At 53.2% G+C, this 23,718-nt stretch carries 21 protein-coding genes; 20 read left to right on the top strand and 1 reads right to left on the bottom strand.

Features of this window, described 5'->3' with window-relative positions; translation table 11 throughout:
* Positions 1 to 66 precede the first annotated feature (66 nt).
* The 20 genes from ACFOLF_RS15710 to ACFOLF_RS15615 all read left to right on the top strand — a co-directional run bounded on the left by ACFOLF_RS15710 (position 67) and on the right by ACFOLF_RS15615 (position 23,171).
* The gene (locus ACFOLF_RS15710; RefSeq protein WP_210043482.1) at positions 67 to 1,860 is read left to right on the top strand and encodes a sensor histidine kinase; all 1,794 of its coding nucleotides are present in this window, start codon (positions 67 to 69) and stop codon (positions 1,858 to 1,860) included.
* The gene (locus ACFOLF_RS15705; protein WP_210043480.1) at positions 1,853 to 3,268 is read left to right on the top strand and encodes a helix-turn-helix domain-containing protein; all 1,416 of its coding nucleotides are present in this window, start codon (positions 1,853 to 1,855) and stop codon (positions 3,266 to 3,268) included. The genes ACFOLF_RS15710 and ACFOLF_RS15705 overlap by 8 nt, the downstream gene beginning before the upstream one ends.
* Before the next feature lie 190 nt (positions 3,269 to 3,458).
* Positions 3,459 to 4,367: an ABC transporter permease gene (locus ACFOLF_RS15700; protein ID WP_210043472.1), complete on the top strand. Its 909-nt coding sequence runs from the start codon at positions 3,459 to 3,461 to the stop codon at positions 4,365 to 4,367.
* A complete protein-coding gene (locus ACFOLF_RS15695; RefSeq protein WP_210043470.1) occupies positions 4,367 to 5,305 on the top strand; it encodes a carbohydrate ABC transporter permease in 939 nt (312 codons plus the stop codon). The genes ACFOLF_RS15700 and ACFOLF_RS15695 overlap by 1 nt, the downstream gene beginning before the upstream one ends.
* A gap of 54 nt (positions 5,306 to 5,359) precedes the next feature.
* Positions 5,360 to 7,024 carry an extracellular solute-binding protein gene (locus ACFOLF_RS15690; protein WP_210043468.1) on the top strand — a complete coding sequence of 555 codons (1,665 nt, stop codon included), beginning with the start codon at positions 5,360 to 5,362 and terminating at the stop codon, positions 7,022 to 7,024.
* A gap of 274 nt (positions 7,025 to 7,298) precedes the next feature.
* The gene (locus tag ACFOLF_RS15685; RefSeq protein ID WP_210043463.1) at positions 7,299 to 9,086 is read left to right on the top strand and encodes a right-handed parallel beta-helix repeat-containing protein; all 1,788 of its coding nucleotides are present in this window, start codon (positions 7,299 to 7,301) and stop codon (positions 9,084 to 9,086) included.
* A gap of 247 nt (positions 9,087 to 9,333) precedes the next feature.
* Positions 9,334 to 10,350, top strand: a complete 1,017-nt coding sequence (locus tag ACFOLF_RS15680) for an iron-hydroxamate ABC transporter substrate-binding protein (RefSeq protein WP_210043461.1) — start codon at positions 9,334 to 9,336, stop codon at positions 10,348 to 10,350.
* Positions 10,351 to 10,815: 465 nt separating this feature from the next.
* Entirely contained in the window at positions 10,816 to 12,678 is a 1,863-nt protein-coding gene (iolD, locus tag ACFOLF_RS15675) for a 3D-(3,5/4)-trihydroxycyclohexane-1,2-dione acylhydrolase (decyclizing) (RefSeq protein ID WP_210043459.1), read from the top strand.
* A gap of 50 nt (positions 12,679 to 12,728) precedes the next feature.
* Entirely contained in the window at positions 12,729 to 13,658 is a 930-nt protein-coding gene (gene iolE, locus ACFOLF_RS15670; RefSeq protein WP_210043448.1) for a myo-inosose-2 dehydratase, read from the top strand.
* Positions 13,655 to 14,665, top strand: coding sequence for a 5-dehydro-2-deoxygluconokinase (iolC, locus tag ACFOLF_RS15665; protein WP_210043439.1), 1,011 nt, complete (start codon positions 13,655 to 13,657; stop codon positions 14,663 to 14,665). The genes iolE and iolC overlap by 4 nt, the downstream gene beginning before the upstream one ends.
* Positions 14,666 to 14,889: 224 nt before the next feature.
* Positions 14,890 to 16,335, top strand: coding sequence for a CoA-acylating methylmalonate-semialdehyde dehydrogenase (locus ACFOLF_RS15660; RefSeq protein ID WP_210043437.1), 1,446 nt, complete (start codon positions 14,890 to 14,892; stop codon positions 16,333 to 16,335).
* A gap of 54 nt (positions 16,336 to 16,389) precedes the next feature.
* Positions 16,390 to 17,412: an inositol 2-dehydrogenase gene (gene iolG, locus ACFOLF_RS15655; RefSeq protein WP_210043435.1), complete on the top strand. Its 1,023-nt coding sequence runs from the start codon at positions 16,390 to 16,392 to the stop codon at positions 17,410 to 17,412.
* Positions 17,413 to 17,426: 14 nt separating this feature from the next.
* Positions 17,427 to 18,254 (top strand): 5-deoxy-glucuronate isomerase, encoded by an 828-nt coding sequence (iolB, locus tag ACFOLF_RS15650; RefSeq protein WP_210043433.1) that lies wholly within the window; start codon positions 17,427 to 17,429, stop codon positions 18,252 to 18,254.
* 93 nt (positions 18,255 to 18,347) lie between these two features.
* A complete protein-coding gene (locus tag ACFOLF_RS15645) occupies positions 18,348 to 19,361 on the top strand; it encodes a LacI family DNA-binding transcriptional regulator (RefSeq protein ID WP_210043424.1) in 1,014 nt (337 codons plus the stop codon).
* A gap of 69 nt (positions 19,362 to 19,430) precedes the next feature.
* On the top strand, positions 19,431 to 19,973 hold the full coding sequence (locus ACFOLF_RS15640; RefSeq protein WP_210043422.1) for an HAD family hydrolase: 543 nt from the start codon (positions 19,431 to 19,433) through the stop codon (positions 19,971 to 19,973).
* A 144-nt stretch (positions 19,974 to 20,117) separates the two neighbouring features.
* The gene (locus ACFOLF_RS15635; protein WP_210043413.1) at positions 20,118 to 20,594 is read left to right on the top strand and encodes a glutathione peroxidase; all 477 of its coding nucleotides are present in this window, start codon (positions 20,118 to 20,120) and stop codon (positions 20,592 to 20,594) included.
* Between the two features lie 51 nt (positions 20,595 to 20,645).
* Positions 20,646 to 21,191, top strand: coding sequence for a PadR family transcriptional regulator (locus ACFOLF_RS15630; protein ID WP_210043411.1), 546 nt, complete (start codon positions 20,646 to 20,648; stop codon positions 21,189 to 21,191).
* Between the two features lie 112 nt (positions 21,192 to 21,303).
* Positions 21,304 to 21,984 (top strand): queuosine precursor transporter, encoded by a 681-nt coding sequence (locus ACFOLF_RS15625; RefSeq protein ID WP_210043409.1) that lies wholly within the window; start codon positions 21,304 to 21,306, stop codon positions 21,982 to 21,984.
* Between the two features lie 181 nt (positions 21,985 to 22,165).
* Positions 22,166 to 22,657 (top strand): CBO0543 family protein, encoded by a 492-nt coding sequence (locus ACFOLF_RS15620; RefSeq protein WP_210043398.1) that lies wholly within the window; start codon positions 22,166 to 22,168, stop codon positions 22,655 to 22,657.
* The gene (locus ACFOLF_RS15615) at positions 22,641 to 23,171 is read left to right on the top strand and encodes a CBO0543 family protein (protein ID WP_210043388.1); all 531 of its coding nucleotides are present in this window, start codon (positions 22,641 to 22,643) and stop codon (positions 23,169 to 23,171) included. Before ACFOLF_RS15620 ends, ACFOLF_RS15615 begins: the two co-directional genes overlap by 17 nt.
* Here ACFOLF_RS15615 and ACFOLF_RS15610 read toward each other — a convergent pair.
* Positions 23,081 to 23,698, bottom strand: a complete 618-nt coding sequence (locus ACFOLF_RS15610) for a GyrI-like domain-containing protein (RefSeq protein ID WP_379114154.1) — start codon at positions 23,696 to 23,698, stop codon at positions 23,081 to 23,083. The two genes, ACFOLF_RS15615 and ACFOLF_RS15610, sit on opposite strands and share 91 nt — an antisense overlap.
* Positions 23,699 to 23,718 lie beyond the last annotated feature (20 nt).

Genomic DNA, 23,718 nt, shown 5'->3' with positions numbered 1-23,718 from the left:
CGCCGCTTAACGTAATAATAGGCGATATAAAAGCAATAGTTACTCTACAAGGACGGGGATGAGGGCTTGGCCTTCCTGAGAAGATTGTCGATCCGCTCACAATTGTTTATATTGGCGGGTTCGTTCATCATTGTGATCCTGATTATTATTTTTCACAGCTACTCCACCATGTCCGGGATGATTACGCGGAATCATGAGGAATATGTCAAGCAGACGATATCGGAGATCCAGAAGAATGTAACCTCCAACAAGGATGTCATCTACAGGCTGATGCAAAATATATCCTACAATGAGGAAGTCCAGAACTACCTGGTGGAGAAGAACGCTTTGCTCAAATACGACATGTTCAAAAAATTAAACAAGCTGTTCATCAGCCAACGAGAGCTGAAGGAGGGCATTCTGGATATCGTCCTCTCCGGAAATAACGGGCAGTGGGTGGATCTGTACGGCGGGAACAAGTATGTATCCGCACTCAGAGATGCCGTTCCGCCCAAGGTAAATGCCTATTACTCGGGTGTCCAGCGGTTCGGAACGCTATTCGGAGGGGAAGAGGGACTGGTCTTCGCCACCAGCATTTACTACATGAAGCAGGGCGAGCTGTTCAACACGCGGGTCGGCACGATGTTCTTCATCGTGGATCCGAAGGCGCTGGTCGGCGAGCAGGATTATTCCTCCAAGCAGACCAACACGCAAATTTATTTGCTGGACCGGGACCAGAAGGTGATTACGAGCAATCTGCAAAATGTAAGCGTAGGCACCCAGTTGACGGGTTTGCCCAGCGGCACTTCAGACGGAAGCGATAAAGCGCTTCAATGGAACAACAAGCTCTATGTGATGCAAAGGCAAAGTCTTCCGGACATCGACGGAAGCATTCTGAGCATGGCGCCCAAGGATGAGCTGCTGCGCGATCTGCTCGACATCCGCAGGCAGGAGCTGCTAATTCTGGCCATCTGTCTGCTGATTCTGGCGATCCCCTTCATGTTTATTATTAATAATATTCTCCGGCCGCTGAAAAAAATGATGTTCTTCATGACCACCGTCAAGCGCGGGGACCTGCTGAAGTTCAAAAAAAGAATTTCCCTTCAGGGCTATATGGAAATCAGCATCATGGCCTCCGAGCTGAACAGCATGCTGGACGAAATCGACCAGTTGACGCAGCGTCTGATCGAGACCAATACCAGGCTGTATGGCATCGAGCTGGAGAAGAAGAAATCCGAGCTTGCTTTCCTGAGAAGCCAGATCAATCCCCACTTCCTGTACAATACGCTGGAAGCGATTACGGGGATCGCCGTCGTCAACAAGCAGAACCAGATCAAAACGATGACGCGCGCCTTGTCGAGTATTTTCCGCTACAGCATCAAGGGAACAGGCATGGTTCCGCTCAGCGAGGAATTGGGCATCATCAAATCGTTCGTCAGCATTCAGCAGATCCGCTTCAAGGACCGTTTCTCCGTCGATTATGAATGTACGGAAGAGGCTCTGGCGTACCGGGTTCCGAAGATGATTCTGCAGCCGCTCGTGGAAAATGCGGTATATCACGGATTTGAGCCCCGTTTGAAGCACGGGCTTCTGGAGATACGGGGATTCGTCGACGAGCAGGGAAGTCTTGTCGTCAGAATCGTGGATGACGGCATGGGCATAGATCCTGTCCGTCTTACGGAGCTGCGCGCCCTTCTGGCGGCCCCGCCGTCCGCTCTTGCGGAAGAAGACGAGGAGCAGAGGAGCATCGGGCTGGTCAATGTCAATAACCGGATCAGGCTTATGTTTGGAGAGGCATGCGGCATGCGTGTGGAGAGTACGCTTGGCAGCGGAACAGCCATCGAGCTGACCATTGCGGGGAGGAGAGAGCTGAATGCTTAAAGTGCTGATTGTCGATGACGAGAATTGGGTCGTGGAAAGCTTGAAGGATATGGTCGATTGGCAGAGCCACGGCTTCGAGGTGGTCGGCCAGGCCTACAATGGGGTAGATGCGCTTGAGGCGATGAACAGGCTTAAGCCCGATGTCGTCTTTACGGATATCCGGATGCCGGAAATGAACGGCCTGGAGCTGATCCAGCGGGCCAGAAGCCTGGCCTTTCCCATCCATTTTGTCGTCGTAAGCGGTTACGCCGAGTTTGCCTATGCGCAGAAAGCGCTGACGCACGGGGCTCTGGCTTATTGCCTGAAGCCCTTTGATGAAATCGAGATCAACGGCGTGCTGGCGAAAATAAGCCGGATGCATGCGGTCGCAAGTCCTGCGCGCGATTCTTCTCTTATCCATCTGCTGGAGGATCCAAACGCCGGGAATCAGCTGAAGCTGCAGGAGGAGCTGGAGAAGGAGGGGTTCTCCGATTGGAGCAGCGCAGGCATTGCAGCTGTTGTCTCCGTCGGTTCGTCCGAGCTTGAAAGCATCCAGGGGCCCGTCATCAAGCTGAAAATCGGCACCGCCAAAACCGCCTTCCTGCTTCAAGAGCGTCAGGCGGCAGCCCTCAGGGACAAATGGAGGACGGGCGTCCCGCAAGGAATCAGAGGAATCGGCTTCAGCGGCAAAATAACGGATTTGGGCGAGATCAGAGAAGCGATCTCAGGCGCCGATATGCTTGCGCATCAATTTTTTGTTACCGGGAAGCCCGCGGTCTATGATCAGCAGCCGTTCCGGGATCAGGAACTGAACCGGTATATGGTGGATATGAGCACCGCCGTCCGCGACAAGGACAATCCGGCCATTCATCTCGTTTTTGAACGGATTGGGGAGCTGTTCAGAGCGCAGGCTCTGTCTATCCGGCATGCCTTTCAGGTGTATAATATGACGGTTTCGTTCCTGTTCAAGCTGGGACAGACGGAAAGCATTCTGTACAGCTACGAGCAGCTGGTCCAGTCATATGAGCATGTATTTGCGATGCTGGATGAACTGGAATCGCTCGCCACCGGATATTCCGGCACCGCCGACCCGCTGTCTGTCGAAACCAAGAACCGGACCTTCAACGCCATTCTCCGCTTTGTTACGGACCATTTCACCCAGGAGCTGTCGCTGCAAAGCCTGGCGGATCAGTTTTTTATGAATCCGAGCTATATCAGCCAGCTCTTCAAGAAAGAGGTCGGAGAAACCTTCACGGCCTATATCTCCAGACTGCGCATCGCTTACGCACGCGAGCTGCTGGATCATGAACAATATTCCATCCAGGAGATTGCCGAGAAAATCGGTTATCAGGACTATTTTTATTTTGCCCGCATTTTCAAAAAAATGACGGGGACAACACCCAGCCAATACCGCAATGACCGGGAGTGACGCCCCCGGCTATGCATTATTTTTAGAATCCATATGGATTATCTTTAGAAAACTTTCCGGGAAAGTTTTCTTTTTTTGTGAGCGCTTTATTTTCGGCTCCAAAACCATAAATTGCGTGCATAGACGCATTGGGCCGGCAGGGGCGATAATAAATGACGAGATCATGGTAACGCTTACGAGGAGGTCCGAGATGGAAAAATTATTAGGGAAGGGCATTTACAAGCACAGGTTCCTGTACATTCTGCTCCTTCCTACCGTACTTTATTATTTGCTCTTTCAATACTTTCCGATGTATGGAATTTTGCTCGCTTTCAAGGAATTTCATATCAAAGCGGGCATCTTGCAAAGCCCGTGGGTGGGACTGGCCAACTTCGGAGAGCTGGTCAAACAGAGCGATTTCTGGCAGGCGTTCAACAACACCATCATCATCAGCCTGGGAAGGATCGTCATCGAGTTTCCGGCGGCCATCATTCTGGCATTGCTCATCAATGAAGTGATGAAGGAGAAGCTGAAGAAATTTTACCAGACGGTATATACGTTTCCGCATTTCATCTCCTGGGTTATTATAAGCGGGATTATGCTTAACTTTCTCGGCGAATCGGGCGTGCTGAACCAGATCATCTCCGCGCTTGGCTTTGAGAAGCATACGTTTCTGACCGATCCCGGATTGTTCCGGCCGATCGTCTTCCTGTCCAATATGTGGAAGGAAGTAGGCTGGAGCGCGATTATTTATTTGGCTGCCATTGCCGGCATCAACCCGGAGCTGTATGAAGCCGCATACGTGGACGGCGCAAGCCGGTTTCAGCAGTTGAAGGCTATCACATGGCCGTCTATCCGCGGTACGGCGGCGATCCTGCTCATTCTTGCTGTGGGCAATGCGATGAATGGCGGTTTTGAGCAAATTTTCAACATTTACAATCCCGGCGTCTATAAAACAGGCGATATCATCGATACGTATGTGTACCGCTCCGCGTTCGGCGACGGCTTAAGCTTCGGGGTTACGACGGCGGTCGGGCTGTTCAAGGCTGTCCTCAATTTCGCACTCTTGTATTTCGCGAACTTTATTGTCAAACGATTGGGTGGGGAGGGGCTGGTGTAATGGAACCGGCATTGAATCAAAAAAGCAAGGCACCGGTTGTGGATCATGCAAAATGGGCGCAAAGACGGGGCAAACTGAATGCGGCGGATATGATTATCCATGCGATCCTGATGCTGCTGACTCTTTGTACGATATTTCCGTTCTACAATGTTATTCTGATGTCGTTCAGCAACACGGTTGCGATCTCCAAGCAGGTCGTATATTTGATCCCGACGACCTTCGACTTCTCGGCCTACAGCTATATTTTTCATGAGCCGAGGTTTCTGAAAGCTTTCTACGTCACGCTGTTCGTGACTGCAGCAGGCACGGCCTTAAACATGCTGGTCACCGTGTCGGGCGCCTATGTGCTTTCCAAAAACGGATTTCCTGGACGGAAGTTTATTATGTCGGCCATCCTGTTCACCATGTTTTTCAACGGAGGCCTGATTCCGTTCTACCTGATGATGAAAAATTTCGGCCTCATCAACAATCTCCTGGTCATGATTTTACCGGTGGCCGTCAATACCTTCTATCTGATCATCTGTATCGCTTTTTTCCGGACGCTGCCGGCAGCACTAGAGGAATCGGCCAAGATCGACGGTGCCAACGAGATTCAGATTCTCTATAAAATCATTCTGCAGATATCCAAGCCCATGATCGCCACCATCGCGCTTTTCTATGCGGTGGACCGCTGGAATGAATGGTGGTACGGCGTCCTGTTCATGACCGATGTGCAGCTGCTTCCTCTTCAGGCGCTGCTGCGGGAGCTGCTGACCAATTACCAGCAGCTGCTGTCAGGGATCAATGTAAGCTCGGTTGTAGCGCAAAATTCGCAGCTTCGTCCGGAAATGCTGAAAATGGCGGTTCTGGTCGTCAGTGTGCTGCCGATTGTCTGCCTGTACCCTTTCCTGCAGAAATATTTTTCCAAGGGCGTCATGATCGGCTCGATCAAGGGATGATAGAAGCGCAAGGCTTTTATTATAAAAAAATAAGATTAAGGGGATACGTAGAACATGAAGAAAGCAAAACTGCAGGTCCTGTTGTGTTTAATCGCCGCCTTGATGGTTACGCTCATTGCCGGCTGCGGCAGCAATGACAAGGGGAATAATCAGCCGGCGGCAGATGCGTCGAATTCGTCAAATGCCGCAAACCATACGGATACGGGGGCTGCCGCAGATAATCCGTTTGCGGAGCATATGGATATTTCCCTGTCCTGGTGGGGGATCGGCGTAGGCTTCGGGAAGAATGACGAGGTGCTGCAAAAGATTGAAAAGGATTTCAACGTTACTCTGAAGCCAATGGATATCGGATGGGATAACTATAAGGAGAAATCCCAGGTGTGGGCGGCAGCCGGACAGCTTCCGGATATCATTACACACAGCATCACCAACGATAATCCGGCTACGTACAATGACTGGGTGAATCAGGAGCTGATTCATGCGCTGCCGGACGACCTTAGCGCTTACCCGAATGTGGAGAAGGTTGCCAAGGCGGAAGACGTGAAAGGAATCTATAAAGACGGCAAGCTGTATGCGATTCCGCGCATGACTTATCCGAACACCGATATGTGGGCGGTTGACCGCGCGCTTTACGTCCGCAAAGACTGGATGGATAAGCTGGGCATTAAGGATCCAACAAATTTCGACGAATTTGCAGCCATGATGAAAGCGTTTGCGGATCAGGATCCGGACGGCAACGGCAAGAACGATACAACCGGTGTTGTTATGAATACGCTCGGCTATTTTAAATATGTATTTATCCCTACATTCCCGCAGTTCGACAATTCAAGCTGGGTGAAGGAAGACGGCAAATGGATTCCGTTCTATGCCTCCAAGCAGATTGAGCAGGTTATGGTACAGGCCCGCAAATTATATACGGACGGCGGACTCGATCAGGATTTTGCGGTTGAGAAGGCAGGAGAAGCCAACCAGAAGTTCTACCAGAACAAAGCGGGCGCTTTGTCGCTTAATGTGGATTCCATCAAAGGCGCAACCGGCGTTAAGGCAGAGTGGGAAAAGAACAATCCGGGTGAAAAATTCGACGACCACGTCAAGCTGCTTCATCTGTGGCCTGCGGCGGACGGCAATATCTACCGTCATACGACAAACACATGGTGGTCTGAAACGATGATTAACGCCGATGTCGATGACAAGAAGCTTGACCGCATCCTGCGCATCTATGACTGGCTGCTTTCGCCTGAAGCCCAGGATCTGTACAACTACGGCATCGAAGGCAAGGATTACACGAAGGATGGCGACAAATATACGATTACCCGTCCAAAAGACGATAAAGGCCAATATGTTGATCTGAAGGAGGAGTATCCGTCCCTGGATATTATCTCGCAGCTGGCTGCCTGGAGAAATGCAAGCACGCTGGAGGACAGCGAGGCGAACAGAGCGGCATTCGGCGATGAATCGGTGCAATTTATCCAGGACGAATTGAACTGGCAGATGACGAACGCCAAGCCGATTCCAACCGCTTTTGAAATTTATACGATGTCCACGCCGGCGAAGGATAAGCTCTCTGGCATCAACTTCGACGATGATTTCACAAGAGTGATTCTCGGCAAGGACGATCCGGTCAAAATGTGGCAGGAAACCCTGAAGGGCTACGACAGCAAAGGGCTGCAGCAGGCGATTACAGAAGTAAACGCCGAAATGGCGAAAATCAATAAATAATTTTCGTTAAGGGAGGATTCCGCCTATCATATGCGGAATCCTTCTTATTGTCCTGGAGCTACAATCTCAAATCAATGGCGGATTTCCAGCTTCGCAAACGGTGACCAGGGTGGTATTTTGATTATGCTTGTCATCGATGTGACGGAACGAAAACGGCCAGCTCCTTGTTGAAAAACGGCCCTATTAATTTTTCAAGCTTGGTTTATTTCGTCAAGCGCCGGCTCCCCGGCCTGTTCACAGAACATATACAATCAAACAAAGGATGGTTCATAGAATGCCAACTGAAGAAAAGGGAACACTTCCCGCTGCCGCAGTCATCCAGCTTACCGACTATGGCGTGCTGCCGGATTCCGGGGCGGATGCCATGGTTCCGATGCAGCGTGCGATTGAGGCTGCTTCCCGAATTGAAGGGCCAGTCATGCTGGAATGCCAGACAGGGCGGTATGATTTTCACCCGGAGCACGCGACCAGAACGCCTTATTACATTTCCAACACGGCCAGTGAGGAAGAGAATCCGGATGTGACCAAGACGATCGGGATCCTGTTCAAAGGCATGAAGGATATAGTAATGGAAGGGAACGGCTCTCTGTTCGTCTTCCATGGCAAACAGACGATGATTGTGATCGATTCCTGCGAGAATGTCACAATCAGCTGTGTCCATACAGAGTACGAAAGGCCGACTGTCGCGGAGATGACCATCGAGGAAAGCGGGAGCGATTATTTCGATGTCAGGATCCATCCCGATTTCCGTTATGAGCTTGAAGCGGGCAGGCTGTATTTTCTTGGCGACGGCTGGCGTTTCCGGGAAGGTCCCATGCAGGAATATGATCCGGTTATCGACAAGACCTGGAGGATCGATAATCTGATGGAGAAGGCCGTCCGTGTTGAAGAGCTTGAGCCTTACCGGCTGCGGCTGCATATGGAGGCTGCCCCGAATCAGGTTGTGGGTCGGGTTCTGCAGGTTCGCGACGGCTTGCGCGATCAGGTCGGAGCTTTTATTCTGAAGAGCCGCGACATAACCTGGGAAAATGTCGGCATGCACTTTATGCATGGGCTGGGCATCGTATGCCAGTACAGCGAGAATCTGAGCTTTGACCGGCTGAATCTGGCTCCCCGTCCGGAAACCGGCCGAACGGTCGCGGCCTTCGCCGATTTTATCCACTTGTCAGGCTGCCGGGGCAGCGTGAGCATCAGCAGCAGCCGGTTCATCGGCGGGCATGACGATCCAATTAATGTGCATGGCACGCATTTGCAGATTATCGGTACGCCTGCGCCTGACCAATTGCATCTGCAGTTCATGCATCCGCAAAGCTACGGCTTTGACGCTTTCTTTCCCGACGATGAAATTGAATTTGTCAGAAGCAGCTCGCTTGCCGCCTATGCCGGGAATGTAGTAAAGGCTGTTAAGGCCGTCAATCCCCGGGAGATCCTGCTTACCTTAAGCGAGCCTGCTCCGGAGGGGATAATGCCTGGCGATGTTGTGGAAAATATAACCTGGACGCCTGAGGTTGAAATTACGAATAATTATTTTGCACGGGTTCCCACCCGGGGCGTACTTGTGACGACGCGTCGGAGGGTTGTAATCGAAAATAATCACTTTGAACGCATGACCATGAGCGGCGTGCTGGTTGCCGATGATGCAGAGAGCTGGTATGAATCCGGCAGGGTGAAGGATATTGCGATTCGCGGCAATCGTTTTATCGAGTGCGGGAGCAGCAGCAATCCCGTTATTTATATCGCGCCTGAGAACACGGAAGTTCATGCGGATAAGCCTGTCCATGCCAATATCCGTGTAGAAGGCAATTATTTTCTGACGGCTGACGCAGCGGTTCTGGGTGCCAAGAGCACACGCCAATTAAGCTTCACGCATAATGAAGTTTCCTTAATAGGAGAATCATCGGCTATCCCGGATATAATTCGCTTGAGGGCCTGCAGTGAGGTGACAATTGCCGATAATTCGTTCTCTGGCGGTGGAGCGGACCATAAACATATCCGAATTCAGGATATGAAACGGGATACGCTGGCGGTGTCGCCGGAGCAGAGCTTGCCGGTTATCGGCTAGCGCCAAAAAGCAAAATCTCCATCTATTAAAACCATGAGCCGATCAATGACGCTAGGCGGCAATGATCTTCCGATTGATCTTGTACCCTCAATTTCTGAATTTGGATCGCACAAAGCTGAAATTCGGGGTACAAAGGCGATCGTTGCCGCTTCTCCAGATTCAAATGCAGAAAAAGGTTGACATGAGGTGCCTGAATATTTGATAATGAGAATCGTTATCATATATTTGATTCGGAGGGGTTTATAACTTGAACATATTTAAACGCAAATTTCCGGCACTGCTCCTTGCAGCAGTAATGATCATCGGTCTGCTCGGCGGGTGCGGTGCTTCGGAAAATCAAGCCGCCGCTCCAGCCGGAGAATCGGGCAAGGGAACCACCGACAATACAACGCCTGCAACAAGGACGGTCAAGCATCTGAAGGGGGAAGCGACGATCCCGGCCGAACCCAAACGGATTGCCGCATTGGACTATCGGGTGGCCGACTCGCTGCTTGCCCTGGGAATCAAGCCCGTTGCGACGGGAAGCTATGCCGGTACGACGGAAATTTCTTATATGGACGGCAATCCACTGAAAGAGGCCATAAATCTGGGAGATACGCCGAACCTGGAAGCGGTTCTGGCTGCCCAGCCGGATCTGATCATAGGGACGGATGTGCAGAAGCTCGATTATGACAGCCTGACCCAAATCGCTCCGACCATCATTGTATCGGTGACGCCGAAAGACTGGCAGACCGCGCTGCGGGAACTGGGACAAATGCTGAACCGGGAGAGTCAGGCCGACGAATGGATCGCGCAATATTCGGCGAAGGTGGAAGAGGCGAAGAAGCAGATGAGCGAGCGGATCGGACCGGACGAGACTGTCATGTTCATTCGCGTGCTCAAAAAGGAATACAGGCTGTATGGAGAACGGCAGCTGACTGGAACGCTTATGTATCATGATCTCGGGTTGAAGGCGCCTCCGCAGGTGTCGGCAATCGAAGGGGTTAACCAAACGATTTCCTTGGAGACGCTGCCTGAGATCAATCCGGACTATATTTTACTGGATGTAGGCGCCATTGTGCAGGGCGGCGACAAGCAGGGCGAAGCGTTGTACAATGATTTGCAGCAGAGCTCATTGTGGAAAAATATGAAGGCTGTGCAAAACAATCATGTGTACCGCGTTCCCGACTGGTTTTTCCGCACGGACTTTCCGCTTGCCCGAAGCAAAGCGCTGGGAGTTGTAGTCGACGCGCTCGTTAACGGCGAACAGGCGCTGCCAAAGTAAACCCGGCGTTAACCGGCCGCGATGTACTTGCTTTCCCATAACTGCAATAAAGGATCAGGGCTGTTCCAAAAAGGTCGTAAAACGGACCTGAGAGAGCAGCCCCTTTTTCTGCGTCAAGAGAGGCAAACAAAGGCGATCTTAACGTCACTTTGCATAAATCCAAGCAGGACACATCCGATGCTGAGGCCGATCTTCTGGCTTCTTAATCGTTGGAACTTTGCGCTGTCCAGTATCATAGATAGTTCGAAAATATTATTGTAAAACGCACCGCGTGCAGCTCCCAGCGCGCGGTGCGGCGTTGCATGACGGCTGTCCGACCACATGCGGATCAAAGAAATAGGTTGATTCGCTGCTCGTTCAGACCTATAATAAGTTAAGCGCTTCACCTAATTATTATTGTATGGTATTAGTTATTAATATCATTAAATAGAAAAAGCGCTTAATCCAATTGCTGAGGAGGATAAAATGAGTACAATCCGGTTAACGATGGCACAGGCTCTTTTACGGTTTCTGGATAATCAGTATATCTCGATCGATGGCGAGGAAACGAAATTTATTGCCGGGGTTATGGGGATTTTCGGTCACGGCAATGTGACGGGAATCGGCGAGGCGCTGGAGCGCAGTCCCGGCAGTTTGCAATATGTGCAGGGCAAGAACGAGCAGGGCATGGCCAATGCGGCGACCGCCTACGCGAAGCAGATGAACCGCAGGCAGATTTTCGCCTGTACCTCTTCCATAGGCCCGGGTGCCTTGAATATGGTGACGACGGCCGGTACGGCTTCCGTCAACCGCATCCCGCTGCTGCTGCTGCCGGGCGACAATTTTGCATCGCGGCAGCCAGATCCGGTTCTGCAGCAGCTGGAAGTCAGCAGCGACTATACGGTAGCGGCGACCGACTGCTTCAAGCCGGTCAGCAAATATTGGGACCGTATCGTTCGCCCCGAGCAGCTGATGAACGCTGCGATTAACGCAATGCGGGTATTGACGGACCCGGCGGACACCGGCACGGTTACGCTCGCGCTGCCGCAGGATGTCCAGGCCGAAGCCTACGATTATCCCGAAGCATTCTTTAGTAAGCGCGTTCATTATGTTGAAAGACGCCTGCCGGCCCGCGATGCCGTTCAAAGAGCGGTCGAATTAATCAAGTCCAAGAAGCGTCCGATCATCATCGCCGGAGGCGGCGTCCGTTATTCCGCCGCATCGGATGAACTGAAGGCATTCGCGGAGGCACTGGGTATTCCGGTAGCGGAAACACAGGCGGGGAAAGGCTCCATATCCTGGAAGCATCCTCTGAATGTCGGAGGCATTGGGGTAACTGGAGCGCTTGCCGCGAACAAGCTGGCCAAGGAGGCAGACTTGATCATTGGCGTAGGGACTCGGTATTCGGATTTTACGACAGCATCCAAATCGGCCTTTCTCCATCCGGAAGCGCAGTTTCTCAATATCAACATCAACGGAATGGATTCCGCGAAGCTGGGCGGACTGTCCTTGACCGGGGATGCGAAAGAAACGCTGGCTATGCTGAAGGACAGCCTGGCGGATATCAGCTTTTCCGGCAGCTATGGGGGTGAGGTCGCCAGGCTGAGAACGGAATGGGAGAACGAAGTCGACAGGCTGTACGCACTGGAATGGGAAGGCGGCCTTGCGCAAACCCGCGCACTTGGCGTCATTAACGAAACGATTGGCGAAGATGCTGTTGTGGTTTGCGCCGCAGGAAGCCTGCCGGGCGATCTGCAGCGTCTGTGGAGAGTCGGCAAACCGGGCGGCTATCACATGGAATACGGCTTTTCCTGTATGGGCTACGAGGTTAGCGGCGCATTCGGCGCGGCTTTGGCCGAGAAGGACCGGGATGTGTACGCTCTTGTCGGAGACGGCAGCTACCTGATGCTTCACTCGGAGCTCGTCACAAGCCTCCAGGAAGGAAGAAAGCTTACGATTCTGCTGTTCGACAATCACGGATATCAATGCATTCATAACCTGCAAAGAGGCAACGGCAGCGACGGGTTCGGCAATGAATTCCGCTACCGCGAGGCGGAGACAGGCCGTTATACCGGCGATTTCATGCCGATTGATTTTGCTGCTCATGCCCGCAGTCTTGGGGCGGCGTCCTATAAGGCCAATACGGCGGAAGAGCTGCGCGAGGCGATTGTTCAGGCGAAGCAGGAGACGAGGACGACGCTAATTGAGATCCCGGTCGTGCCGGGAACCAATACGGACGGCTACGAGTCCTGGTGGAATGTCGGCGTACCAGCCGTGTCGGAGAGCGGCAAGGTGCTTGAAGCGCATGCGGAGATGCAAAAACGGCTGCAGACGGCGAAAGCTTACTAAAGGTTGTTCAAACAGCTGAATGTTTGAACACGAATTATTAGGAGGGCATAATGGTACAATTTCCTTTTCAATTAGGCGCTCATCCCATCAATTGGGTTGGCGAGGACGTCAAAGAGCACGGGGACGACACGACCTACGAGCAAATTCTGGACGATATGCAGTCGCTGGGTCTGACGGGCACGGAGATGGGGCGCAAATATCCTACGGACACCGCGCTGCTCAAGGAAGAGCTGTCCAAGCGGAATATTCAGCTGGTTTCCCAGTGGAAATCCGTTCTGTTCTCTGATCCCGGCTATCGCCAAGCCGAGCTGGATGCCTTCCGGGAGCATGCCCGGTTCCTGCAGCAGCTGGGCAGCACGGTGATCAGCACCTGCGAAGTCGGCGGTTCCCTTCATTTTGACCCCAGGCGCTCGCCCAATGAGCGCGAGGTGCTGCGGCTGGATGAAGCTGGCTGGAGCAGCCTGGCGGAAGGATTGAACGCGGCAGGCGAAATCGCCAGGGAATACGGATTGAAGCTTACTTACCATCATCATGGCGGCACCGTTGTGGAACGTCCGGAGGAAATCGACAAGCTGATGGAGCTGACGGATCCGGAAGCCGTGTTTCTGCTTTTCGATACGGGACATGCGATGTATGGCGGGGCAGATCCCCTGAACGTGCTGCGCAAGCATTACGACCGGATCGCCTATATTCATCTGAAGGATGTGCGCCTGAATAAGCTTGAGCAGGCCAGAGCGGAGCAGTCGGATTTCATTACCTGCATCCGCAATGGGGTATTCACGGTGCCGGGAGACGGCGTTATTGATTTCCGCCCTATTCTGGAGGAGCTGGTCAGCCGAAATTACAGGGGCTGGGCAATGCTTGAAGGCGAGCAGGACCCGGCTGCGCATCCTGCGCGAGAGTATGCCGAGAAAGCGATCGCATATTTGCAATCTCATATGCAGTCCATTTTGACAAGCGGGGCAGGTGACAGAGCATGACCTATGTGACGTTTCCCTCGGGAAGAAGCTTTGACTTCACGGCGATCGGACGGCTGTGCATCGATTTGAACGCCAACGAGATCAACCGCCCGATGGAGCAGACGATGACCTTTACCAAATATGTCGGCGGCTCTCCGGCCAACATCACCATCGGCATGAGCAGACTCGGCCACAAAACGGCGTTCATCGGCAAGATAGCGGACGATGCGATGGGGCGGTTCATCACCGGTTATCTGGAGAAGAACAGCATCGACACCCGAAACGTGGTCACGGACAACACGGGAGCGGTAACGGGGCTTGCTTTTACGGAAATCAAAAGTCCCACCGACTGCAGCATTCTGATGTACCGGGATAACGCTGCCGATCTGAAGCTGACTCCCGTAGAGGTCAGCGAGGAGCTGATTGCGGCGAGCCAGGTGCTGCTCATCTCCGGTACCGCGCTTGCGGCAAGCCCTTCACGCGAGGCTGTATTTCTGGCACTGGATTATGCGCGAAAGCATGGAACCACGGTCGTATTCGATATCGATTACCGTCCGTACACCTGGATTTCCGCAGAGGAAACAGCCACTTACTACAATCTGGCTGCTGAAAAATGCGACATCATTGTCGGTACGCGGGAAGAATTCGATATGATGGAACGATTCGAGCAAAATCCCGAGCGCAGCGATCAGTTTACGGCCTCCAAATGGTTCAATTATGCGGCTGGCATCGTTATTATCAAGCATGGCAAGGAAGGCTCCATTGCGTATACCCGCGATGGCGCGGAGCATAAGGCCAAATCTTATCCGGCCAAGGTCGTCAAGACCTTCGGCGCAGGGGATTCCTACGCGGCCGGCTTCCTGCACGGCATCCTGTCCGGCTGGACGATCGAGCGGAGCATGGAATTCGGCAGCGCTGCGGCCTGTATCGTGATTTCAAGCCACAGCTGCTCGGATGCGATGCCTTCTGTGGAACAAGTGGAGGACTACATCGAACGCTGCAACCGCGGTGAAATTACAGCGGGGTGAGGCAGTGCCCGTCATTCCTGTCGGGCTGGCTGGAACCACCTTTTGCATCATAAAACATAAAAGAGACTGGGGATTTGGCTGGTGAAGCGGGCGGAAACCGAATGGCCGCTCTTTGAAAGTCCGCGGGATAACTATCACCGAAAGTTAAGCTCCCCGCGAACAGCGGAAGACTTTTTCGCAAGCGCAGCCAGCTATCGCCAGTCTTTTAGAATGAGGAGACCTATATGACACAGACGCTGAAAAACTGGATCGGCGGCGAATGGATCGCCGCAATTGCTACGGAAACCGAGGATGTTTATAATCCCGCAACGGAGGAAGTGCTCGTCAAGGTCCCGCTGTCCTCGCAGGTGGATGTCGATCTGGCGGTCCAAGCGGCAAAGCAGGCTTTCCCGGCATGGAGCAAAACTCCCGTACCGCGCCGCGCGCGGATATTGTTCAAATACCAGCAGCTGCTGGTGGAGAACTGGGAAGAGCTCGCCAAGCTGGTTACGCTGGAGAACGGCAAGAGCTATGGCGAAGCCTACGGCGAAGTGCTCAGGGGCATTGAATGCGTCGAATTTGCCGCCGGCGCGCCTTCTCTTATGATGGGCAAGCAGCTGCCGGACATCGCGACCAATCTGGAGTCGGGCATGTACCGTTACCCGGTTGGCGTTGTAGGGGGCATTACCCCGTTCAACTTCCCGATGATGGTGCCCTGCTGGATATTCCCGCTGGCCATTGCCTGCGGCAACACCTTTGTATTGAAGCCATCCGAGCGGACGCCGCAGCTGGCGAACCGGCTCGCAGAGCTGTTCCACGAAGCGGGACTGCCGGGGGGGGTTCTGAATATCGTGCACGGGGCCCGCGATGTCGTGAACGGCATCCTGGAGCATCCGCATATTAAGGCGGTTTCCTTCGTCGGCTCCCAGCCGGTTGCCGAGTATGTATACACCACCGCTTCCAGGCATGGCAAACGGGTGCAGGCATTGGCAGGAGCGAAGAATCACTCCATCGTTCTGCCTGACGCCGATCTTGACCTGGCCGTGAAGGAAATCGTGAACGCCGCTTTCGGGTCGGCGGGAGAACGCTGCATGGCCTGCGCCGTCGTTATCGCGGTAGGCGAGATCGGGGACGAGCTTGTCCGCAGGCTGACCGATGCGGCAGACAGCCTGACCATAGGCAACGGCCTGAACGAAGGAACGTTCCTGGGGCCGGTGATCCGTGGACCGCACAAGGAACGGACGCTCCACTACATCGAGTCCGGCGAAAGCGAAGGCGGCGTGCTGGTCCGGGATGGACGCAAGGACGCTGCGGCAGCGGGCCAAGGCTATTTTGTCGGACCTACCGTATTCGATCAGGTCAATACAAGCATGAAGATCTGGAAGGACGAAATCTTTGCGCCGGTGCTCTCTGTCATGAGGGCCGATACGCTGGATGAAGCCATCGGGCTTGCCAATCGCTCGGAGCTTGGCAACGGAGCCTGCCTGTTTACACAGAACGGCAGCAGCGTGCGCCAATTCCGGGAGACGATTGAGGCCGGCATGCTGGGCATTAATCTGGGCGTTCCCGCCCCTATGGCGTTCTTTCCGTTCTCAGGCTGGAAGAATTCGTTCTACGGCGATCTGCATGCCAACGGAACGGATGGCGTTGAATTCTATACCCGCAAAAAAATGGTGACCGCCCGCTGGTAACAGGGGCAGTCACACCTATATAAAGCAGCCCGGATGGAGCGGAGGACGATGAGCATGAAGAAGATTAAAATAGGTGTGATCGGCGCAGGAAGGATCGGGAAGATCCATGTCGATAATTTGAGGAGAATTCCGGAAGCCGAGATTGTCGCGGTCAGCGATCTTTTTGCCGGTGAAGAGCTGCAGGAATGGGCCGGGAGCAGAGGGATCGGGATCGTCACGAAGGACAGCGAAGAGATCCTGTCCAACCCGGACATTGACGCGGTGTTTATCTGTTCGTCCACGGACACGCATGTGGAGCTGATCAAGAGAGCGGCGCAGGAGGGCAAGCATATCTTCTGCGAGAAGCCTGTCAGCATGGACATCAGCCTGACGGAAGAGGCGCTTGAAGAGGTCCGCAAGGCAGGCGTACAGCTGCAAGTCGGGTTCAACCGCAGATTTGACCATAATTTCAAACGGGTTCGCGAGCATGTACAGGCCGGAGAGATCGGCAGCCCCCATCTGATCAAGATCACCTCGCGTGATCCCGAGCCGCCGCCGGAGGCATATATCAAGGTGTCGGGCGGCATCTTTATGGATATGATGATTCATGACTTTGATATGGCGCGTTTTCTCTCCGGCAGCGAGGTCGAGGAGGTCTTTGCCCAGGGCAGTGTCCTGATCGATCCGGTTTTCTCCAAATACGGAGATGTGGATACGGCCATTGTGACCCTGCGGTTTGAGAACGGCGCATTGGGGCTCATTGACAGCAGCCGCCGGGCGGTATATGGCTACGATCAGCGTGCCGAGGTATTCGGCTCGAAAGGGGCCGTATCCGTCACCAACGATCATCCCAACACAGCTGTCCTTACGACAGAGAACGGCCTCAGAAGCGATAAGCCGCTGCATTTCTTTCTGGAGCGTTATCAAGGCGCTTATATGGATGAGACGGAGCAGTTCATTGACTGTCTGCTGAATGGAAAACCCGTACCGGTGAATGGAAACGACGGCAGACAGGCGGAGCGCATCGCTCTGGCCGCCAAGCTGTCCCACCAGCAGCAGCGGGTTGTGAAGCTCTCGGAGATTGAGGACCTTAAATAAGGAGTGTGAAACTATTGTCACAGCTGATAGTTAGTCCCGGGCAAAAGCCGCTGGAAGACGGCATGCTGATGTCGATTACGCCTGAATCAGCAGGCTGGACCTATGTCGGATTTGAAGTGTACCGGCTGGAGGCCGGCCAGACCCTGAGCCGGGAAACCGGGGACAAGGAGGTCTGTCTGGTCCTGCTCAGCGGGAAGGCAAACGTCAAGACGGCAGACCAGGAGTGGCGGAATATCGGACAGCGGATGAGCGTGTTCGAACGGATACCGCCTTACTCGGTGTACGTGCCGAATGACAACCGTTATGAGCTGGAAGCCTTGACGGAGCTGGAGCTGGCGGTATGCGCGGCTCCCGGTTACGGCAGCCATGGAGCCCGTTTGATCGGTCCCGACGCCGTTGGTGTAGAGGTTCGCGGACAGGGGAATATCGAGCGGCTGGTCCATAATATCCTTCCGGAGCAGGAGCCGGCCGACAGCTTGCTGGTGGTGGAGGTATTCACGCCGGAAGGACACTGGTCCAGCTATCCGCCTCATAAGCATGACCGTGATGCGCTGCCGGACGAGTCCTTGCTGGAGGAGACCTATTATTTCCGCGTCCAGCCCGAGCAGGGTTTTGCGATGCAGCGCGTCTATACGGACGACCGTTCGCTGGATGAGACGCTTGCCGTCCAGAACGGTCAGGCGGTGCTTGTGCCGAGGGGTTACCATCCGGTTGGCGCGCCTGCGGGCTATGATGTCTATTACCTGAACGTGATGGCGGGACCTTCCCGCGTATGGAAGTTTCATAATGATCCGGCGCATGAGTGGATTATGAAGAGGCTTGCCGGGAAACGTGAGGAATAGGGGAATATTGCATTGCTCCGGGAAACAACGGATAATAAATCAAGATATGACGGTAAGCCGTTCTTTCAATCCGATTGTTAATGAGGTTTAACCATGAAAGCAACCACGATCTATGATGTCGCCAAGGAGGCGGGCGTTTCCATCGCCTCCGTCTCCAATGCCATTAACGGCAAGGGGAAAATAGGCAAGAAGAAGCGGGAAGAAATATTTAAAGTGATGGAGCGCCTGCAGTATCAGCCGAGTGTGATCGCTTCCGCCCTGATGGGCAAAAAAACCTATACACTGGGGCTCCTGATTCCGGATGTATCCAATCCCTTCTTCTCCGAAATTGCACGCTCCGTAGAGGATTTGGCCCATCACGCGGGCTATAGCGTCATTACATGCAGCACCGACAATAAAGATGAGCGGGTGGAGAAATATATCCGCCTGCTGGAGCAGAAGAGTATCGACGGCATCATTATCGGAACCGGTGTGGAGAATACGGATATTCTGATGCAGCTTGCCGAGAAATCCGTCCCGATTGTCATGTTCGCCCGGGAGGTCTCCGGCTTGTCGGTGCACAGCGTACTGACGGACGATTTCAAGGGCGGCGCGCTTGCGGCCGGGCATCTGCTGGAGCTCGGTCACCGGCAGGTCGCCGTGCTGTCGGAGAACTTCAAGGTAAGCAGCAGCATGGAGCGGGTGAAGGGATTCAAATTCGCGCTTTTTGAGGCGGGTGAGGGCATAGAGGAGGATCGTATTGTCTCCTGCGAATCGAGTATTGCGGACGGCAAGCGTGCGGCGGGCGAGCTCCTTCGCCGGGCTGAGCGGCCGACAGCGCTGTTCTGCTGCAACGATTTGCTTGCGATCGGCGCGCTTCAAGCCGCCCGGGAAGCTGGAGTGGCGGTTCCGGCCGAGCTTTCCATTATCGGCTTCGACAATACGATTCTTTCTACCGTCACCAATCCCGCGCTGACCACCATTGCCCAGCCGATGGAGCAGATGGTGAAGCTGGTGTTTGAGCTGCTGATCAGCAACCTGGGGGACAAGGCCTCTCTCAAGCAGCGGATTGTCATGCAGCCTGAATTGATTCTGCGGGAGTCCACCTCGAAGCCGGCAGAAATGTAAACGACAAAAGGGAGCGGGCTGCAGCCTCTGCAAAGGTTCGCTCCTATTCATAGTAAGGAGATATGCTCCATGAATGAGAAGAAGCTTATCCTGTTTCTGGATAGCGGAGACACCATTATTGACGAATCCACAGAGATCAGAGACGAAGAAGGCATCGTAATTAGTGCAAGCGTCATTCCGGGCGCAGATGTGATGGTGAAAACCCTCTTCGAGAGGGGGTACACGCTGGTCCTGGTCGCCGACGGCGATGCGCAATCCTTCAAGAACGTGTTCAAGCAAAACAATCTCTATGATTATTTTACAGCCATGATTTATTCCGAAAATATTAAAGCCAGCAAGCCCAGTCCCCGCATGTTCAAAGCGGCGGCGGGCGCCATCGAGCTGACCGAGGCGGATTACGCCAAGGTCGTCATGATCGGCAACAATCTGAGCCGCGATATCAAAGGCGCGAATGCGCTGGGCATCACCAGCGTTTTTCTGAGCTGGACGTCCCGCTATCCCCATACTCCGGCCGACGAAAACGAGCATCCCGATTATACGGTAAGCGAGCCGCTGGAGTTTCTTGAGCTGGTGGAGCAGTTGAATGATAAATTGACGGTAGGACAAATATAGAGCTTTTTATCGTAACCCCTCCGCATTTCGGAGGGGTTTATTTATGTCCATTTTTTTTATATAAGCGAGCAAATACCCGATCGGGCTTTTCAACGGTCCGGCGGTTATAATGGAAGGTAAGACGATAGAATGAGGTGATGGGCCTTGAGTATTTATGATTTTAACGTATTGACCATTCATGGCGAGCGGCAGCCGCTTGCCGATTATCGCGGGCAGGTGCTGCTCATCGTGAATACCGCCACCAAATGCGGTTTCGCCCCGCAGCTGGACGAGCTTCAGAAGCTGTATGAGACGTATAAGGATCAAGGCTTCACCGTTCTCGGCTTTCCCTGCAACCAGTTCCAGAATCAGGAACCGGGCAGCAATAATGAGGTTGAAGAAGCCTGCCGGATTAATTTTGGCGTCACATTCCCGCTGTTTGCCAAGATTTTGGTGAACGGACCGGATGCCGATCCGTTATTTGTCTATTTGAAGAAAGCGACCGGAGGGCTCATGGGTTCGGCGATCAAATGGAATTTCACCAAATTTCTCGTCAACCGGGAGGGGAAACCCGTCAAACGGTTCGCCCCGATGACCGCGCCGCTCAAGTTCGAGGATCGTATTGTCCAGCTTTTGAAATAGGGGAATACTTGTAATACTGCGTATGCGGAATATATTCAGGGGGTAAACGCTATGAACGCTTTGGCTTATATGCTGCTTAGCATGCTTGTCCGTAAATCTTACACGGGCTACGAGCTGCAGAAGCTGATGGAATTGTTCTGGCAGGCCAAGCACAGTCAGATCTATCCGTTATTGGCGAAGCTGGTTCAGGAGGGACTGGCCACCTTCGAGGTCGTGGGGCAGACAGGCAAGCCGGATAAAAAAATATATACCGTCACGGATCAGGGCATAGCCGCCCTGCAGGATTGGATAGCCAACCAACCGCCGGCAGCGCCGGTCAACCGGGATGAGTTCATCATCAAAATCTATGCAATCGGCTTGGCCGAGCCGCAGACGGCTTTTCGTTTATTTGAAGACCGCATATCCAGTCTCACCGCAGCGCTCGCCTACCTGGAAGAGGAAATACAGCGCATGAAGGAACAGTACGCAGAGGCTCTGACGGAGCTTGATTCCAGGCATTTCGGACGCTATCTCGTTTTTCAGCGGCAGCTCCAGATCAATCGCGAAGAAATCTCGTGGTGCCGGTGGGCGATGGAGCTGTTCTCCCGCCGCGTGTAGCGCTACTGGCAAATAGAAGCCGATATATAAGGTAAAAACGCTTCGCGTCTTCAGGCGTGAGCCGCGGTTCGGGAAACTCCCGCGTTATCAAAACTAGGAGGCTGTATGGGGCATGTTTAATTTTTCTTGGGGAGTTTTGTTTGTCCTTGTCAATTTCTCGTTGTTCCTGCTCTGCTACCGCATGTTCGGCAAGAATGGACTGTATGCCTGGGTAGGTGTGGCAACGGTGCTCGCCAATATTCAGGTGGTGAAGACGATTGACCTGTTCGGCCTGACCACGACGCTGGGCAATACGATGTACGGTACGATTTACCTGACAACGGATCTTCTGAATGAGAAATACGGACAGAAGGATGCAAAAAGGGCGGTCTGGTTCGGCTTTTTCTTCATGATCATGTCGATGGTTGTAATGCAGATGGCATTGATCTTCAAGGCTCAGGAAGGCGACTTCGGCCAGGAGCCGCTGGAAGTTATCTTCGGCCTGCTGCCCATGATCGCGCTTGGCAGCTTATGCGCCTATTTCACCAGCCAGTTCCTCGATGTGCGGATCTATTCGTTCCTCAAGCGGGTATTTCCGAGGCCGGGCCAGCTGTGGATCCGCAATAACGGGAGCACAAGCATCAGCCAGCTGGTGGATTCACTCATCTTCTGCGCGATTGCCTTCGGCGGCGAATATCCGTTTGAAGTGTGGCTGGAGATTTTATTGACGACCTACCTGATTAAATTCGTTATTTCCGCAGCGTCGACGCCGGTCTTATATATCGCGAGAAGCCTCAAGGTTCCTTCATCATAAAAATGTTCCCGTCCAGGCGCTGCCGCATTATGCGGTTGGCGCTTTTTTTGGTTTCTCTCCTTTGACCCGCTGTTTGCCCGGTCTGTGCCGGCAGCATCGAATTATTCGAAGCGGCAGGTTTAAGTTGGGAGGAATACAGTCATATTTATAAGTGACAGCGTTCTTCGGGAGGGGTGGGGAATTGAAGCTTGAACAACTGATTTTGGCGGGAGTCTGGATCGTCTGCATTCCTGTTCTGCTGCTATTCCCGCGTGAGCGCTACCGGGAGGTTATACTGCTGTTCTTATTCAATCAGGCCGTCACATGGCTGCTCAGCCTGATTATTACGGAGCTTGGAGCCGTAAGCAATCCGGTAAGGGAATTTCCCCGGGCGCTGGCAGCCAATTTCAGCTTCAACTTTGTGTTTTTTCCGACGACTGCCGTGTTCTTCGTCTGCTTCTATCCGCTGCGGGGCATATGGAGAAAGCTGGCCTATACTGTGGCGTACGTAGGAGTATCATGCCTGTTTGTTTACATTGTCGCCCGGTATACGTTATTAATCCGTTTTGACCATTTTCCATGGATATGGAGAGCGTTTATTTATCTGGCCGGATTTTTTGCGACTCTCAAATATTATCAATGGTTTTACCGGCTGCCTGCAAAAGGAGGCCTCCACGATGGGGATCGGAGCTGAGCATTATATACTTATGGCGATTAATGCCTTATGCATCATCGCCTTTCTTCTGGCCCCCCGGGAGAGACGGCGGGAGACGCACATTATCCTCTTGTTCCACCAGTTTTTTACCTGGATACTGGGTATAATGGCAGTAGAATGGGGGCTGCTGGCTTACCCGGTCAGAGAATTTCCCATGGCCAACCATACCAGCTTTACGTTCGAATATATAGCATATCCGGTCATTGCCGTCTATTTCAATCTGTTCTATCCGGCAGGCTCCCGGGCTTCCATGCAGACAGCTTATTACATGGGCAGTTCTATGGCTATCGTCCTGCCGGAGCTATGGTTCAAGTATCATACACAGCTCATTGTGTATCTGCATTGGCAGTGGTATTGGACATGGATAAGCGTAATGGTGACATTCTGGATTACCCGCATGTTCTATTTGTGGTTCTGCCGCACATCCGTTACGGGCAAGCGCAGGATTGTCTTCAAGACGGAAGAGTCCGTTCTGCGCGAATCCGACAAATAAATTTCATGATGCAGCCCGTTTTGCCGAAGCTCCTGTTCGGTCATAAAAGCATGGATCCGCGCTATTGACGCCGGCTCCTCGCTGTACGGGCCAATATGCAGCATTTGAACGCAGCTTCCTTCCGACAATGCCTCATAGCTGACCTGGCCGGCGGATGAAAGCCTGGAGACCACCTGGCTTCTGGCCTGCTCTACGTTGCCGGAAGTGACGAAATCCGGCTGGCGGATCAGCAGCTTCCAGTTCCATTCTACGCGGGGGAACGAAGCCGCAGGCAGATCGGAATCAAACCACCACAGCCCTTCAAGCTTGGCGACCGTAAAGTCCCGTGCTTCTTTCTTGCAGATGGCTTTAATGGCGTAACCGACCTTGTATAATGCCTCGACCGCCTGGCTGAAAACCTCACCTCCCGGTTCTCCTCTTCCCGTACAGGTCAAATAGCTAATGGCCCCCAGCTCTATAAGCTGCGGCGTCTTTACTGCGCCGTAATAGGTTTTGTCCGCTTTCGTCAAATCAAGCTTATCCATCATGTTATGTTCCCTCCTGAAAA

The organism is Paenibacillus sepulcri, from assembly GCF_042647105.1.
Taxonomy (GTDB): Bacteria; Bacillota; Bacilli; order Paenibacillales; family Paenibacillaceae; genus Paenibacillus_Z; species Paenibacillus_Z sepulcri.
This window is presented reverse-complemented; position numbering and strand designations above follow the sequence as displayed.

Bases quoted from the DNA above. Each gene is read 5' to 3' on its own strand.
- ACFOLF_RS15625 (WP_210043409.1), top strand. From the start codon at position 21,304: ATGTTTAATTTTTCTTGGGGAGTTTTGTTTGTCCTTGTCAATTTCTCG.
- iolD (WP_210043459.1), top strand. From the start codon at position 10,816: ATGAGTACAATCCGGTTAACGATGGCACAGGCTCTTTTACGGTTTCTG.
- ACFOLF_RS15645 (WP_210043424.1), top strand. From the start codon at position 18,348: ATGAAAGCAACCACGATCTATGATGTCGCCAAGGAGGCGGGCGTTTCC.
- ACFOLF_RS15615 (WP_210043388.1), top strand. From the start codon at position 22,641: ATGGGGATCGGAGCTGAGCATTATATACTTATGGCGATTAATGCCTTA.
- iolC (WP_210043439.1), top strand. From the start codon at position 13,655: ATGACCTATGTGACGTTTCCCTCGGGAAGAAGCTTTGACTTCACGGCG.
- ACFOLF_RS15700 (WP_210043472.1), top strand. From the start codon at position 3,459: ATGGAAAAATTATTAGGGAAGGGCATTTACAAGCACAGGTTCCTGTAC.
- ACFOLF_RS15705 (WP_210043480.1), top strand. From the start codon at position 1,853: ATGCTTAAAGTGCTGATTGTCGATGACGAGAATTGGGTCGTGGAAAGC.
- iolE (WP_210043448.1), top strand. From the start codon at position 12,729: ATGGTACAATTTCCTTTTCAATTAGGCGCTCATCCCATCAATTGGGTT.
- ACFOLF_RS15685 (WP_210043463.1), top strand. From the start codon at position 7,299: ATGCCAACTGAAGAAAAGGGAACACTTCCCGCTGCCGCAGTCATCCAG.
- iolG (WP_210043435.1), top strand. From the start codon at position 16,390: ATGAAGAAGATTAAAATAGGTGTGATCGGCGCAGGAAGGATCGGGAAG.
- ACFOLF_RS15630 (WP_210043411.1), top strand. From the start codon at position 20,646: ATGAACGCTTTGGCTTATATGCTGCTTAGCATGCTTGTCCGTAAATCT.
- ACFOLF_RS15695 (WP_210043470.1), top strand. From the start codon at position 4,367: ATGGAACCGGCATTGAATCAAAAAAGCAAGGCACCGGTTGTGGATCAT.
- ACFOLF_RS15640 (WP_210043422.1), top strand. From the start codon at position 19,431: ATGAATGAGAAGAAGCTTATCCTGTTTCTGGATAGCGGAGACACCATT.
- ACFOLF_RS15610 (WP_379114154.1), bottom strand. From the start codon at position 23,698: ATGATGGATAAGCTTGATTTGACGAAAGCGGACAAAACCTATTACGGC.
- ACFOLF_RS15690 (WP_210043468.1), top strand. From the start codon at position 5,360: ATGAAGAAAGCAAAACTGCAGGTCCTGTTGTGTTTAATCGCCGCCTTG.
- ACFOLF_RS15660 (WP_210043437.1), top strand. From the start codon at position 14,890: ATGACACAGACGCTGAAAAACTGGATCGGCGGCGAATGGATCGCCGCA.